Consider the following 15,402-nt stretch of genomic DNA (forward strand, 5'->3'; position numbering starts at 1 on the left):
TTTACATGTAAGGATTTATTATACTAAAGATAGTATAAATTTTGGTTTTAAGAGTATAAAACTAATTAAGTTTATTTGCTAAACAAAAGTTAAACAATTTAATATATAATTAAGGATATTAAATAAAAGGAATGAATTATGGATAGAAGAAATGCGCTAAAAATTGCTGCTTTAGCAGCAATGTCAGCTACTGTTGCGAATGCTTATGATAAAAAGTTAGTAGTTAATACAAAAGATATGAAAATAAAAGATCCAGCAAACCCAACAAAAGCAGAATTAAAACACTCTCCTGAAATTAAAATAGGTGAAAAAGATGCAAAAGGTTTTGCTTTGGTTGAAGTCAATATTGGTCAACAAGGTATTATTCATCCAAGTGTAAAAAATCATTGGATATATGAAGTCGACTTGTTTGCAGATGGTGTAAAAGTAGCAAATGTTGCACTTGAACCTATGACTTCAAGAGGATATTTAGCATCAAGAGTTAATCTGGAAAAAGTCAAAATGATCTCAGCAACATCAAAATGTAATTTACATGGAAACTATACTTCTTCAGTAAATGTATAAAACAATGAACCCTCTTTTAGGGTTCTCTTTCTTTACATGTAAAGGTTTTAAATTATATAATGCTATATGAAAAAGATATTTACCAAAGTATTTACTGATACAAAACTACCGTTTATTGAGCTACGATACTCTAACTCTAATGCTCATTATAAAAAACACTTTCATAGTACTTTTTCTATTGGGGTTAATAAAGAGGGTGTAAGTACCTACACAAATAGTGATAAAGTATATACTTTAGATAAAAATATGATAAGTATAATGAATCCAAACGTAGTACATTCTTGTAACTCATGTAGCGAAGTTCTCAATGAGTATTACATGATGTATCTTGATAAAGATTGGTGTAGAGATATACAAAAATCTATAAATGATGAAGTTGAAGAGTTTGTACATGTAAAGGAGCATATTTTAGAAGATAAAAATGTTTATAAAGAGTTTTTAAACTTGTGTGAGTATCTTTATTCACAAAACTCTTATCTTGATAAAGAAGATGAAGTGATAAAGTTTTTGATAAAGTTTTTTTCATTGTATATAGAACAAGATACAGATGAAGTTGTTGATGTCAAGTTTGAAAAGATAGTTGCTTATCTTGATGAAAATTACCAAGACAATATCTCGCTCTCAGAGCTTTCAGAAATGTTTGATTTGAACTCTTTTTATATCATAAGACTATTTAAATCACAGATGAATTTGACCCCTCGCTCATACTTACTCAATGTAAAAATAAACAGAGCAAAAGAGTTTTTGAAAAAAGGATATAGTATCGTAGATACAGCTTTAGAGTGTGGATTTTTTGACCAGAGCCATTTTCATAAAAACTTTTTAAAGATAGTTGCTACTACACCAAACGAATATAGACTCAATTTCTTACAATAAGTTTTTTTAAAAAAACAATATACTTTCAAAAAACGGAGTATATATGGACTTAACTACACTTTTAGCGATGTTTTCATTTTCCCTCGCTATGTCAATAACACCTGGACCAGTAAACATGATGATAATCTCATCAGGAGTCAATCACGGATTTAAAACAACAGTGCCTTTTATATCTGGAGCGACAATAGGATTTACACTGCTTTTGATACTTATAGGATTTGGTTTGATGAATATTGTCAATCACTATCCATCTTTACTTTCGACTATGGAAATCTTAGGTGCTTTATTTATCATATATATGGGATACAAAATAGCTACTTCAAGAGCAGATATAACCGTAAAAAATCAAGAGAAAAAAGTACCAAAATTTTACGAAGGTTTTTTACTCCAATGGCTAAACCCAAAAGCATGGATAGCCTGTGTATCTGGGGTATCCATGTTTGTAAGTAGTGATACTGCTTTTCTATCATTTGTACTTATCTACTTTAGCGTATGTTATGCTTCACTATCTTTTTGGGGAGTACTAGGACAAAAAGCAACAATGTTTTTCAATACACCTATTAGATTGAAATTTTTCAATATAACTATGGGAGCGATACTCATCATCTCCGCTGGTTTGTTGATTGTCATGAAGATGATGTAAGTGTTAGACTTACTTGTAGGAAGATTGGTTTTACATGTAAAGGTATTTTGGGTTAAAAATAAATACTTGACAAATCATGGTACAAAGTGTTCTATTATTTGCTATTTTTTGATTAAAAAATCACTTTTTATGTGAGTTAATTGTTAAATTTAGAGCTATTTGTGTTATAATATGCATTGAATAAATAGTTGTACGTTCCCGCTTTGCGGCAACGTACAACGGCGTTCAGCTCTGAGTGCACTATCGAAGTTAGAATAATGGAAAAGGAGATCGTATGAAAAACTTAATAAGAACTGCTGTAGCTATTGGTATTTCTACAGCATTGGCAGGATGCGGGCATTTTACGTTTCAAGGGATAAAGTATCGAACAGGAGGCGCTCATTCATCTAGCATCGGATCGGTCGGCCTAGTTAGAACAGAGTTGAATAATGTATATGAGCCACAATTCACCCCGAAGTGGAGGTCAATTGAAATAGGGAAGGTGGCGGAATACACGGAAACAAAATTCAGTGAATTCAAAATAGTTGGTGAGGCCGAGATCAGCGATTCTAACAATACAAGCGCCGGAGTATCAGGATCCAAAACAGAAAGCGGCGTTAGATATATATTTGAGTTGAAAGATAAGGATGGACTTCTTAATCAGATTAATAACAATGAAGATCTCGCAATGAAATTGAAAAGTGACAAAAACTGGAGGATTGTCACTAGCTCCGTAAGCATATACTCACATAGGTTGTCTAAGAGGATTGCAGCTAATGCCTCTGCGAAATGGACAATGGATGGAACAGGGGGTAGCGGTATAAATATCAAAGCAGAAGGATCATCCGGAAGCACCTTGGAGCTAAAAATCTCAGATGGCACAATAGTTGGGTATCAGTATTCAAGGGTATGCTGGGGTATTAATAGCGGAAAGGCTGAACTCCTTATCGTAGATAGGCTTGGGCCGGATGTTTCATGCCTTGACGGCATGACGCACGATCCTGAAAAAATAAATAACGCTAACAATTAGTTCCAGCGGACCCCAAATTCCGCGGGGCATGTTTGCGCGAACGCCTCGCTACGTTTGGGGCCTCTGAACAAGGGCGTTGTACGTTCCCGCTTTGCGGAAACGTACAACGGCGCGGCTGAGCACTGAACGTGCCCATCTCTGCCATCTGTTGTGCTCCGCTTCGCTACGCACAACAAATGGCAAGAACACACACCAAGATAATAAAGGAATTATTTGAAGAAAAAATTAACAGATTATAATTTAAACGAAAGAACAGCACTGGCATGTGAATTAATTCAGGAACAAATAGTTGATCAGAGAGTTCAATTACATAGATGGCGAGAATTAACTTTTCAACCAGCTCAAATTGACACAGGGTACATTGGTCAACATCTTGTTTCCCTTATTAGTGGAATAGTGGGTGGAGGATTCCGAGGTAAAGGTGATGACTTAGAAGATGGGTCAGAAGTGAAAAGTGCAAATTTTTTAGATTCTGAAGATGCAAAGGGAGCTGTTGCTCCTAGATGGAATTTTCAATGTAATGATGAAGAGGGGATGGAAAGCTTTTTATCATACCCATCTATTTTTCTTGTTTCTGTTGATCTTTCTCCTGAAAACAATCAAAGGTTTCGTATTTGGAAAGTTAATCCGAGAGAACACCAAAACCTAAATGAAAGATATCATGAATGGATGGATGTTTTGGGTCGTCCAAAGCTTCAAAGTCCTGATAGACCGGGAGTTAACTTTCAGCTTTTTCCTCCTAGAAACAAATCAAATGACACATATGCTAGGCATGGGAATGGCCGATCAAATGGCTTTACCAAGATACAAATAGAATTAGATGATATACAGGGATCAAATAAAATATTTCATGCTGAAGTAATTAATAATGATGTTATTCTTATAAAATAACTTTATTGACTTCGTTCTATTTTTAGATTATAATCTAAAAATAGAACGAAGGAATAAGATGAGTGAAATTAAAAATACATATGAGACGTTATATACAGCTTTTTCAGAATTGCGAGAACATTTACATTTATCGGGTAGAATAGATGACTCTAATGCTAAATTAGATGAAGTTTCCAAGATTCTTGCAATTTGTATTGCAACTAATAATAATTGGATTAAATCAAAAGATTTTGAACAATTAGTGAAATCTACGGGTTCAAACATTAATGCTATTGACATATTACACCTAACCTTTGAAGAATGTACTAAAGATGAGCACTTTTTAAATTCAGATAAAACTTCTATTTTTGGTGCTTCTCCTAAATTAAATATACAAAAAGGCGAGAATGAGTTTGCATTAATTCTTGCACGAACAATCTATACTACATTTATAAATGCTTTAAATCATGCAAAGTCAAACAATTCATTTGACTTAGTGAATGAAGCTTTTGGACATTTTATTAGAGATAATTTTAGAGGTAATATAGAAGATGCACAATATATGACTCCTCCAGAGGTGGTTGACTTTATTTGTGATTGGGCTCTTTCCGAAATACCAAAAAGTTTTTATCAAACTAATGAATTTTTAGTAATGGATCCTTCTTGTGGGGTTGGCAGCTTTTTAGCATCTTTTTATCGTAAAGCAACTCTTCTTGCACCAAGCAATAAAATAAAATTAATTGGTCAAGATAAAGTCGATCGAATGGTTCGACTATCGAAAATAAACATGATGCTATTTGGTAATGAAATATATGATATTGATCAAGGTAATTCACTTATAAACTGTAGTAGATTAGAAGCGTATAATGGTAAAGTAGATTTAATTATAACTAATCCTCCTTTTGGTGCAAATATCTCAACTGAAAATATTAATTCTCAATTAAAAGAAAATTACCCACTATTCTATGGATTAGAAACATCTACTAAATCTATTGATTCTGAACTTGCTTTTATTGATAGAGAATTATCATTACTAAAAAATGGTGGAAAACTGTTTGTAGTTGTTCCAGACTCAACAGTTTCATCAAGAGGACTAGCTGAAACACTCCGTGCACGATTGATTGGTAAAGCTAAATTAAAAGGCATTATTGAATTGCCAGCTGTGACATTTGCACAAGCTGGAACAAGAACTAAAACATCAATTGTTTATTTAGAAAAAGGAAGAGAGAATACAAAAGAACATAATATTGTGATGGGTACAATTAATGATCTTGGTTTTCAAGTTGCACTAAGAAAAGGGGTGTCAATAAAAAAATATGAAGGGATAAACCAGCTTGATATTTTAGGAAAAAAACTTTTTGAATCTGAAAAAAACATAGGAATTATTTCTGAAACACCTTCATGTACTCTAGAATTATCTTCCATTGTCGAAAGTGGATCTTGGACGGCAAGCCATTATAGTTCACGTAGAATAAAAGCACTTAAAACAATAGAATCTTTTAAAAACTATATTATTAAAGATCTGAAAGATATTGTTACTTTTGAAACAAAGAATAGACGCAGATTAAAAGAAGAAGATAACAGCAAATGTATAAGTGTTTTACATATAATTGGTGATGGCATAATTGATTTTGAAGAACTACAAAAATATGAACCTAAAACTAAAGGGAATGTTTGTTATCCTATGGATATATTAATATCAAAAATAAACCCTAGAATCCCAAGAATTATTGTTGTTCCGCAACTTGACTTTCCTACAACTTGTTCAAGTGAATTCGAGATTGTCAGAGCTAAAGAAGGTATAGATCCTTATTGGGTATGTTATATGTTACTTGAACCACTGATTCAAGATCAAATTCAAAGCTTGACATCCGGTACATCATCATCTCATAATCGAATCAAAACAAATGAATTAGAAATAGTAAAATTACCAGTTCCAAATTCTGAAAAAGAAATTTTAAATACTAATAAAATAATCAATATTTACAAAGATTCAATTGAAAATATTGTTTCTTCATCTCTCACTATAGATGGCTTGCGTAAAAAAACTGTATAACAAAACCTCGAACCGAACAGCAAGCTGTCGGTTGAGTCGAACGTTATATCGAGGATAAAATGAAAGATATAAATATACAAGAACATTTCGCAAAACAGGCTTCTGATTATGAAGCATTGATGACTAGATTGGTTCCACAATATTTAGAACAACATAAAATCATATCTGATTTATTACCAAGCGATAAAAGTAAAAACTATAGAGTATTGGATTTAGGTTGTGGTAATGGTATATTGTCTGAGATTGTTTTAAAAAAACTTCCAAATTCACATATCACTGGATTTGATATTACTACTGAAATGCTAGATGCTTATGAGCAAAAAATATCAAAATATACAAAAAACTATAAATTGATCCAAGGGGATTATAAAATAGATTCAATTGGAGAGTCATACGATATTATCTTAACAGGTATGACACTACATCATCTAAATTGGGAAGAAAGAAAAGTTTTTTATCAAAAACTTTTTAATAGTGCAAATCAAAATGCAGTTTATATCTCAAATGATATTATCATAGATGAAGATACTCATGTAAAAGAACATCAATATTTACTTTGGAAACAGTTTATGAAAGAGCAAGGTGAAGACCCAGAGTTTTGGTATGAAAAACATATTGAAAAAGATTTTCCAATTGTTTTATCAAATCATTTTGATTGGTTAAAAGAAGTTGGATTTCAACAAAGTGCTTGTTATTGGAGAATGTATAATTTTGCAATAACAAGCACAATTAAAGTTTAAAGAACCTCTAACTTTAGTTTAATCTATAAAGATATCACTTAAAATCTAAAGCAAAAAAGCTACCTAATTTGTTTTGCTACGTTAACATATAAAAGTGATTTACAGGTCCTCGTCCTTTTCCTACTTTAAAGTTGTTTAGTATGCCGTTTTGTACATAGTTTATAGCTTGCTCACTTGCTTTATCTAAACTCAATCCAAGTGCGAGAAAAGAGGCTAGGGCACTTGAAAGTGTACATCCTGTTCCATGTGTATGTTGTGTCGTGAGTTTAGTTGTTTCAAAGTAATAAAACTCTTTGTTATAGTATAAAACATCAATCATCTTGGCAGTATTTAAGTGACCGCCTTTAAGTAGGATGTTTTTTGCTCCTAACTCATAAAGCTTTATACAACACGCTTTCATCGACTCTATATCTTCTACATGTAAACCAGATAAGATTTGTGCTTCTAGTATATTTGGAGTTATTACAAACGCTTTTTTCATGAGTGTTTCTCTAAGTAATATAATTGCATCATCGTTCATCAGTTTAAAGCCACCCTTAGAGTACATGACGGGGTCTAAGACATAAGGGATTTTTCTACTTGATGTTAGAGTGTCTACGGTATTTATAATATCTATGGAGTTTAACATGCCTATTTTGATGTAGTTTATATCCAAATCATCGGCAACGGTATTGAATTGGTTTTGGATTACACTTGTAGGCAGGTCAAATACATCAGTAACACCTATAGTGTTTTGCGCTGTGATAGTTGTTATAACACTTGCCCCAAAGCACTTGTTTGCGCTGATAGTTTTTAAGTCTGCTTGGATTCCAGCTCCACCACCACTATCACTTCCTGCAATTGTCAGAACAGTAGGAAGTGGATTATACTCAATCACTTGGTCAAAAAATGCAATTTCGAGTTCAATAGTATCTAAAAATATCTTGTTCAATCTCTCAAAATCATAATCAACAAGTTCATTTACAAGGGCTATACACTTATCTGTTGATTCTTTGTAGTCACTAGTTTGATAAAGTTCAATCCACGGTGCATAACGGTTGTTTGCACACACGTCCAAAGAACTTATATATTGTCCAAGCTCATAATAACCAACCAAACAAGGAGTAACACAGATGAGTAAATCCTCATAGTTTTTACTCTCTAAGATAGCATTGATATACTCAGTGTAATTTGTCGTTGCTATGTTTTGTTTTACTGTTAGTTTAAGAGATTGTTCATGATGGTTTAGCTCACCCTTAGTAGAAGATACCATTTCATCAAAACAGTTATTTGTTTTTGAAAAAACTGATAGTTTTGAAATCGCTTCAAAATAAGTCAATAGATAGTAATAATCCTGAGCGATATAAAAGTCAAAGTTTTCTTGCTTTAGTGTTTGGTTTACTAACTTGTTTGCAAAGATATGATTTATGTAAGCATTCCAACGTTCAATATTGTTGTTTTTTAACTTTTCAAATAACATTATTTTTTCCTAACTATTTTTATTTGTATTGTAACAAATTTTGCTAACTTTTCCATGTGCAGAATTAAAATGACTTAAGATACTATCTGTCTAGTTATATTTCAAAAATTTAATAGTAAAACTCATTATGTTGACAACTATATGGGTATTTACCTATAATTTTGTTGAATGATATTTATAATAATATTTTGTTTCTATAAAAGTTGTGAGTTGAGTATGAGGAGTATGTTTTGATATTCAATACGGAAGTAGATAAAAGACATGACGATATACTTCTTTCTTTGACCAATAATCTCCATAGATTGATTTTTACTTTTAAGCTCTCACCTGATGGACAGATGAGTTTTCCGTATATAAGTTCAGGTATTCGTAAGCTTTATGGTTTGCAACTTGAAAATAGTACAGAAGATTTTGCATCGATTCACGATTTAGCTCATCCTAGTGACCGCGCAAAAATTGAAGAAGTAATTGCTAAATCTGCAAAAAATCTTGAACCTTTTTACTTAACATATCGTATTAATGTTAAAGGTGAAGAAAAGTGGATTGAAACACGCTCTATACCAGAGAAATTAGAAGATGGTACTATCCTTTGGCATGGAACCATGTTTGATTTTACCCAAAAAAAAGCTTTAGAGTATCAGATGAGTCTCTTGGCATCTACGGTGTACCATAGTGGTGAGGCATTTTATATTATTGATCCTTCTAAAGATTTTCAATTTATATTTGTAAATAGTGCTGCGTGTAATATGACTGGTTATACTAAAGAAGAACTGCTTAAAATGAAATCTTTTGATCTTGGTCTGAATATAAAACAGGAAAAATTAGATGAGATTGGGAATTCTTTTATGCAAAATAAAAGTTTTTATTTTGAAACAAAGCATCATCTCAAGGACGGCAGTGTAATAGATGTAGAGGTCCACACCTACAAAATCATTTTTGATGAGAAATCTCTTTATATCGCTTTTGTACATGATATTACTAAGAGAAAAGCCCAAGAGGAAGAATTACGTAAAAAAGAAAGAGAATTTCACTCTTTAGCTGAAAATATACCTGACAATATTGCTAGATGGGACAAAAAAGGTCATTATCTTTATCTCAATCCTATTCATGAAGATACAGTAGGAGTCTCATCTTCTGAAATAATTGGTAAACCTATCTCAAATAAATTTTTATCTGTAAAAGAGGCTATTACACAGGTAGTTGCAAGCAAAGAAAAAATCATCGTACAACAAGAAATTTTAAAAGAGAATGGAAAAATAGAGATTCATGATATCTCTTTAGTACCAGAATTTGATACAGATGGAAAAGTTATAAGTGTGCTAGGCGTTGGTAGAGATATGACCGATATTTATGATCTACAAGATGCAATTTCTGCAAGAGAAAAAGAGTTTCGCACACTTGTTGAAAATCTGCCAGATAATATTATCCGCTATAACACTGCATGTCAGGCTATTTTTGTAAGCCCAACAATGAAGCGGGTTTATGGGGATGAAGCAGTAGCTATGATTATAGGTAAAACACCTCAGGAAAGAGCATTTAATGGTCATATACCAGAGCAGTATCAGCAAGCTATAGAAAAGGTTTTAGCTTCAGGAGAAAAAGCTGAGCTTGACATTGAAGCCTTCCCTCCATCAGGAGATAAACAATACCACCATATCCGTTTCGTGCCTGAGCGAAATAATAAAGGTGAGATTTGCAGTGTACTAGCTATTGGTCACGATATCACATCGCGAAAGATGATAGAGAAAAAAATGGAGTATATGGCACATCACGATATACTCACGGATTTACCAAATCGTATTATTGCCCAAAAGAAAACTGAAGAAGCAATATTGATTGCAAAACAGAACCATTCTAAAGTGGCTCTTCTCTTTTTTGACCTAGATGGATTTAAAACGATTAATGATTCTTTAGGACACTCTATCGGAGATGAGATGCTAAAAAAAGTAGCAACGCGTATTAAAGAGTGTGAAAGAGAAGATTTAACTATTTGTAGGCATGGCGGTGATGAATTTTTGATTATTTTACCTGAAATCAATGAAATAAAAGATGTGATTGTGACAGTAGAAAAACTTTTATCTGGATTTGAAAAATCGTTTGATGTGGAAAATCATATCCTTTCAATATCTGCATCAATCGGAGTATCTCTCTACCCTGATAATGGCAATACATTTGAAGCGCTTCTCAAAAATGCGGATCTTGCTATGTATAAAGCAAAAGAAAATGGTAAAAATACTTATTGTGTTTATGATATAAAGATGTCTGAGCATCTTATAAAAGAGTTGAAAATCCAAAATAATTTAAAAAAGGCTATAAAGAATAATGAATTTGTATTATATTATCAACCACAAATAGATTTAAAACTCAATCGTATCACTGGAGCAGAAGCACTTATACGGTGGAAACACCCATTACTTGGGATGATACTACCTTTAGATTTTATTCCTATTGCAGAATCTACTGGACTTATTGTACAAATAGGTGAATGGGTTATTATGGAAGCGTGTAGGCAGGCGGCTCTTTGGGCTAAAGAGGGAATGGAAATTACTGTTGCTGTTAATATATCTGCCGTACAGTTTAAAAGAGGAGATTTAGCAGCAATCATAAAAAAAGCGCTTTTATCTTCCAAACTTAATCCTAAATTATTAGAACTTGAGCTTACAGAATCTGTTATGGCACATAATGTAGAAGCGACTCTTAAAATGGCACAGACATTAAAAGCTTTAGGCATTAAACTCTCAATAGATGACTTTGGAACAGGTTACTCCTCTTTATCATACCTAAAACGATTTGCAGTCGATAAACTCAAAATTGACCAATCTTTTGTTCGTGATATTTTAAAAGATAAGGATGATGAAGCTATTGTTAAAACAATCATTCAGATGGCAAAGAATCTTAATCTTAAAACTATTGCAGAAGGTGTTGAAGATGAGGATGTTCTGCAGGTTATAAACTCTTTAGGCTGTGATGAAGTTCAAGGTTTTTATTTTGCTAAACCTATGGAAGCTGTTGCTTTTGAAAAATATCAAAGTAGATTTAGATAAAGTATTATCTCTAAATTTGAGAAGAGGATACTAATTTTTTAATTTTTATAGCTTTTTCAAAATGGTTTAATTTGTGTGTTATTAAACTATTTTATCTACTTCGTATGCATAATAGTCTTTTATATCGCTATATTCAAAATCTTTATATTCGGGTGTTACAATCTCATAGTTGAGTCTTGTAAGCTCATCATTGAGGCTAAACTTTGAAAAATCCATTGTTTGGAGTTGTGGAAAATCATCAACTATATTGCCAATAGTTGTAATAGAATCAAAAGCATTTGGGTCAAATGGAACCTTATTTTTTTTACTCATAAATATCCTTGTTTATAGTATATTTATTTATATGCATATTTCATTCTTTTGACTTTGTATGGATTGTTTATTTAACCATTTGTATCTTTACATGTAAAGCTTTTTTTCAAAATGGGTCTGCTTCTGATGGATTAAATAGTATTATGGTAAAATGGTAGATTATATATAAAGGATATAAATCTTGCAGTTAAAACAGTTTAATATCTTAATAAAACTACTGTTTCCTATGATTATAAGTTTATTTCTTATATCTATTATTTCTATTGGCGCAGACTTTCTCAATCTTGAAAAAAATATAAAATCTGAAGCAAAAAGCTATTTTAAAAATACTTCAATTACAATTGATTATATATTAGAAAAAAATATTGATCTAATGAAGACTCTTACTTTTCAAATAACAAAAAATGAGAAAATAATAAAAGAATTTGAAGATAATAACAAAGAAGCACTCTTTAAATCTTTATCCGTATTATTTGAGCACTATCATATAAATCATAATATAACTCATTTTTATTTACATAAAAAAAGTCAACATAAATATTTAGCAATACATAATACAAATAAATATAAACATTTAACTACAAAAGTTACTTTAAATGAATCAATAAACTCATCAAAAACAATTAGTGGTATTGAGTTTGATATAAAACATCATTTGACTCTTAGAGTTGTTTCTCCTGTTATAAAAAATGGAAAAGTTCTATTTTTTATTGAATTAGGTAAAAATATAGAAAAAATAATAAAAGAATATACTGAAAATTCTAAAGCAGACATTATTTTTACAATAAATAAAAAACATATAACACAAAAAGATTTTATTAAATGGTTAGATAAAAATGATAAAGAAAGATCTTTTGACTCTTTATCAAACTATTATATATTGGATTCAAGTATTCCAAAAATTGATAAAGCATTAGAAAAGGATTTAAATAAACATTTAAACCTAAAAAGTCAGTTTGTAGAAAATGAGGGTAAAAAATATATAATTTATAGTCAAAGTTATTTTGATACTAGTAACAAAGAACTAGGAAAGCTTTTTATTTTAAAAGATATTACCAATCAATATAAATATTTATACAGCTCAATTTTAAAAACAACAATTATAACTTTTATTATATTACTTATAACTATTTGGTATTATTTTAAACATATAAGAAAGACAGAGAGTGAGTTAAATTATGCCTATAAATATGTTCAACAATTATCTGCAAAAGATGGTCTTACAAAGCTTTATAATAAGCAATACTATTTAGATAATGTATTAAAATTGATTCAAAATTTTTCAAGATTTAATTCATATGTGAGCTTTATTTTAATAGATGTTGATAATTTTAAGAAGTATAATGACAATTATGGACATTTAAAAGGGGATGATGTCCTTATTCAGGTTTCTAAAATTATAAAAGATAATTTTAAAAGGGATACAGAATATTGTTTTAGAGTTGGTGGGGAAGAGTTTTTAATTGTCAGTGCAAGTGAAGATGCAGAAAATGGTAACAAGATGGCAAATGATTTGTGTAAAAGAATACAAAATAAAAACATAGAGCATAAATTTAATGAAAATTTTGATGTAATTACAGTCTCTATAGGATTAGTAACAAAACATATTTCTCATGATATTAAAATAGATGACTTATATAACAGTGCTGATAAAGCTTTATATGAATCTAAAGAAAAGGGAAGAAATAAAGTAACAGTTTTTAAAGAGAGTACTCAAAAATCTGTGTCAAGTGACTAACTTTAAGTTTTGTAAGGTGGCAACTGTCCCGGAATTCTCTAAGAGATAAAAATAGAGAGTAGCTTTTTTAATAATTAGGAGAAAATGCTATATTGCTACTTTTTAGTACACGGACTTTGCCATTGGCTGAATCAAAGTTGCGCAGGATTCTGTTGTGATGAGCTACTATTTGTTCTGCATTTAGGTGTTCATGGTTTAAGGTGCTATGTGCATCACTGACTAAAACTACATCATAACCCATCTTTGCTGCTTCTCTACATGTAGTGTCAATACAAAAGTCTGATTGCAAACCACCTATTATCAATCTAGTTATATTATTATTTTTCAATATCTCTTCTAAGTTAGTTTGCATAAACGAGTCACAAAAGCTTTTTATTATCTCTATATCATGATTTTCTTGTTTAAGTAAATTATGAAAAGTTCCATCAGGTAAAACTCTAGTATCTCTGATAAGTATAACAGGGATACTTTGTTCTCTTGCTAGCGTACTAAGTTTGTTTAGTTGGTTTATAACTTTATTTGCTTGCCAAATTCCTTCATCAACAAGGCTTTGTTGTACATCGATGATAAGTAATGCAGTGTTCATTTTTTCCCTTTTAAATGGTTCTTTACATGTGAGGATTATAAAATTTGGATAAATATATTAATGAGTTATTGTATTCTCAGATTTATGATCCATGATTTTATTTATATCTATAGACTCCATAATTGTTTCAAGCTTGTTCATTAGCTTATCTGCATTTGGATAAGATTTAGAAAGAACAAGAAAAATGTTAACTTTATCTAGTGTATATGATTTTAAATCAGCAATAGGGTCTTGTGATATTATATCTTTTGCCGCAGATGCATAGTCTAAGAGATAATCAGCCCTGCCATATTTCAACATACTAAAGGCACTACTGTGTGTACTTGTGGATTCTATAGTAATGTTATTTTTTGGATTATTAAGGAACTTTCTTAAACTTCCATAGCTATAACCCCTTATCATCACAACACGTTTTCCGATGAAATCCTCTTTAGTAGTAATAGGTGGCTTATCACCAATGTAGTAAACATTGAGATTTGTACTATAAATAGGCTTTTTGCTAAATATACAATTATTCAGTAAAGATGATGCCTTAACCAGTATTGAAAAATCAGTTTTGCCACTTTTTAAATTACGAATTAAGCGTTTAGCTGGATATGCTTCACTATCCCATGAGAGGTTTGTTTGCCCAAATAACTCTTTTACAACATTTAACATAGGAGTTATTGGTTGTTCTTTACCATTTATAGTGGCTATAAATATAGATTGGTCTGGATAACCATATGTAATCTTAGTTTTATTTTTTACATTTTCATCTGCATAAGAACTAATAACTAAGATAAATATAGAAAAACAAAGAGTAACTATATATTTCAAAATCTCAATACTCCTTTAAAAACATATTTTTATGGCTTAAGTATATTAATTATAACACAAAACAAGGGTTCTTTTTTCTATCATAATAGTTTGGTTACAGACCTCTTGAACCAGCTATAACTCGACCTGAAATGATACCCCAAACACCCATGATTATGATTATAATTCCAATGATTTTGAATATAAAAGGAGACATATAGCAAACCTTTTCTTTATATTTTTTATTTTGACATGAACTCACTGTTTATTGAGAAACCATATTTTTCATATAATTTATGTGCGTCTTTTGTCCGTAATATCTGAAGACTTTTGGGAATCTCAGGGTGCTTTTGAATAAAAAGCATAATCTGTTTTCCAAGACCCTTTGTACGATGCTCTTCATGGATAATAATATCAGCAATCCAAGCAAATACGGCCTTGTCAGTAACAGCTCTTCCAAACCCTACTAACTTATTTTCTGCAAAAACACCTATGCAGATTGAATGTTCTATAGTTTTTGTAATTGTATCTATGTTTCTATCAGAAGCCCAATAGGATTTATCTAGTAACGCTTTAACTGCTTTTGGTGAAATTAAAGACTTATCGTCAGTTATGAGATATTCTTCGTAGTTTATATCCATTATTTGTAACCTAACTATTTATTCAACGTATATTGTATATCTATGAACCTGATAGTAACATTATGAGGA

At 31.0% G+C, this 15,402-nt stretch carries 15 protein-coding genes; 10 read left to right on the top strand and 5 right to left on the bottom strand.

Translation table 11 applies throughout. The annotated features are described in order from the left end of the window. The first annotated feature begins 138 nt into the window (after positions 1-138). From K354_RS0102700 to K354_RS0102730, 8 genes are all read left to right on the top strand, one after another. The gene (locus tag K354_RS0102700; RefSeq protein ID WP_024953974.1) at positions 139-564 is read left to right on the top strand and encodes a desulfoferrodoxin family protein; all 426 of its coding nucleotides are present in this window, start codon (positions 139-141) and stop codon (positions 562-564) included. Positions 565-630: 66 nt separating this feature from the next. Further along, positions 631-1,440, top strand: coding sequence for an AraC family transcriptional regulator (locus tag K354_RS0102705; protein ID WP_024953975.1), 810 nt, complete (start codon positions 631-633; stop codon positions 1,438-1,440). Between the two features lie 43 nt (positions 1,441-1,483). Further along, positions 1,484-2,083 (top strand): LysE family translocator, encoded by a 600-nt coding sequence (locus K354_RS0102710; protein ID WP_024953976.1) that lies wholly within the window; start codon positions 1,484-1,486, stop codon positions 2,081-2,083. Continuing rightward, complete coding sequence (locus K354_RS15395; protein WP_425426664.1) at positions 2,084-2,218, top strand: hypothetical protein; 135 nt, start codon at positions 2,084-2,086, stop codon at positions 2,216-2,218. Positions 2,219-2,357: 139 nt separating this feature from the next. Then, the gene (locus K354_RS0102715; protein WP_024953977.1) at positions 2,358-3,092 is read left to right on the top strand and encodes an LptM family lipoprotein; all 735 of its coding nucleotides are present in this window, start codon (positions 2,358-2,360) and stop codon (positions 3,090-3,092) included. Between the two features lie 213 nt (positions 3,093-3,305). Continuing rightward, positions 3,306-3,983 (top strand): MamI family restriction endonuclease, encoded by a 678-nt coding sequence (locus tag K354_RS0102720; protein WP_024953978.1) that lies wholly within the window; start codon positions 3,306-3,308, stop codon positions 3,981-3,983. A gap of 58 nt (positions 3,984-4,041) precedes the next feature. After that, positions 4,042-6,018 (top strand): N-6 DNA methylase, encoded by a 1,977-nt coding sequence (locus K354_RS0102725; RefSeq protein WP_024953979.1) that lies wholly within the window; start codon positions 4,042-4,044, stop codon positions 6,016-6,018. Between the two features lie 59 nt (positions 6,019-6,077). Beyond that, the gene (locus K354_RS0102730) at positions 6,078-6,758 is read left to right on the top strand and encodes a class I SAM-dependent methyltransferase (protein WP_024953980.1); all 681 of its coding nucleotides are present in this window, start codon (positions 6,078-6,080) and stop codon (positions 6,756-6,758) included. Positions 6,759-6,834: 76 nt separating this feature from the next. Here the strand turns inward: K354_RS0102730 and thiD are convergent, their stop codons facing one another. Continuing rightward, positions 6,835-8,217, bottom strand: coding sequence for a bifunctional hydroxymethylpyrimidine kinase/phosphomethylpyrimidine kinase (gene thiD, locus K354_RS15085; RefSeq protein WP_024953981.1), 1,383 nt, complete (start codon positions 8,215-8,217; stop codon positions 6,835-6,837). 230 nt (positions 8,218-8,447) lie between these two features. Between thiD and K354_RS14555 the strand changes: the two genes are divergently transcribed. Beyond that, a complete protein-coding gene (locus K354_RS14555; protein ID WP_024953982.1) occupies positions 8,448-11,261 on the top strand; it encodes an EAL domain-containing protein in 2,814 nt (937 codons plus the stop codon). A gap of 81 nt (positions 11,262-11,342) precedes the next feature. Here K354_RS14555 and K354_RS0102745 read toward each other — a convergent pair whose 3' ends face one another. Continuing rightward, positions 11,343-11,573 carry a hypothetical protein gene (locus K354_RS0102745; protein WP_024953983.1) on the bottom strand — a complete coding sequence of 77 codons (231 nt, stop codon included), beginning with the start codon at positions 11,571-11,573 and terminating at the stop codon, positions 11,343-11,345. A 181-nt stretch (positions 11,574-11,754) separates the two neighbouring features. Here K354_RS0102745 and K354_RS0102750 point away from each other — a divergent pair, with 181 nt between their 5' ends. Next, positions 11,755-13,311 (top strand): sensor domain-containing diguanylate cyclase, encoded by a 1,557-nt coding sequence (locus K354_RS0102750; protein WP_024953984.1) that lies wholly within the window; start codon positions 11,755-11,757, stop codon positions 13,309-13,311. Positions 13,312-13,378: 67 nt separating this feature from the next. Here K354_RS0102750 and K354_RS0102755 read toward each other — a convergent pair whose 3' ends face one another. From K354_RS0102755 to K354_RS13825, 3 genes are all read right to left on the bottom strand, one after another. Continuing rightward, a complete protein-coding gene (locus tag K354_RS0102755) occupies positions 13,379-13,897 on the bottom strand; it encodes a cysteine hydrolase family protein (RefSeq protein WP_024953985.1) in 519 nt (172 codons plus the stop codon). A gap of 57 nt (positions 13,898-13,954) precedes the next feature. Continuing rightward, a complete protein-coding gene (locus K354_RS13820) occupies positions 13,955-14,713 on the bottom strand; it encodes a substrate-binding periplasmic protein (RefSeq protein ID WP_024953986.1) in 759 nt (252 codons plus the stop codon). Positions 14,714-14,934: 221 nt separating this feature from the next. Then, positions 14,935-15,333, bottom strand: coding sequence for a GNAT family N-acetyltransferase (locus tag K354_RS13825; RefSeq protein ID WP_037940071.1), 399 nt, complete (start codon positions 15,331-15,333; stop codon positions 14,935-14,937). Between the last annotated feature and the right edge of the window lie 69 nt (positions 15,334-15,402).

This window comes from Sulfurospirillum arcachonense DSM 9755 (assembly GCF_000597725.1).
GTDB classification, from domain to species: Bacteria; Campylobacterota; Campylobacteria; order Campylobacterales; family Sulfurospirillaceae; genus Sulfurospirillum_A; species Sulfurospirillum_A arcachonense.

Coding starts and splice junctions, on each gene's coding strand:
- K354_RS0102700 (WP_024953974.1), top strand. CDS start 139: ATGGATAGAAGAAATGCGCTAAAAATTGCTGCTTTAGCAGCAATGTCA.
- K354_RS0102705 (WP_024953975.1), top strand. CDS start 631: ATGAAAAAGATATTTACCAAAGTATTTACTGATACAAAACTACCGTTT.
- K354_RS0102710 (WP_024953976.1), top strand. CDS start 1,484: ATGGACTTAACTACACTTTTAGCGATGTTTTCATTTTCCCTCGCTATG.
- K354_RS0102715 (WP_024953977.1), top strand. CDS start 2,358: ATGAAAAACTTAATAAGAACTGCTGTAGCTATTGGTATTTCTACAGCA.
- K354_RS0102725 (WP_024953979.1), top strand. CDS start 4,042: ATGAGTGAAATTAAAAATACATATGAGACGTTATATACAGCTTTTTCA.
- K354_RS0102730 (WP_024953980.1), top strand. CDS start 6,078: ATGAAAGATATAAATATACAAGAACATTTCGCAAAACAGGCTTCTGAT.
- thiD (WP_024953981.1), bottom strand. CDS start 8,217: ATGTTATTTGAAAAGTTAAAAAACAACAATATTGAACGTTGGAATGCT.
- K354_RS0102745 (WP_024953983.1), bottom strand. CDS start 11,573: ATGAGTAAAAAAAATAAGGTTCCATTTGACCCAAATGCTTTTGATTCT.
- K354_RS0102755 (WP_024953985.1), bottom strand. CDS start 13,897: ATGAACACTGCATTACTTATCATCGATGTACAACAAAGCCTTGTTGAT.
- K354_RS13825 (WP_037940071.1), bottom strand. CDS start 15,333: ATGGATATAAACTACGAAGAATATCTCATAACTGACGATAAGTCTTTA.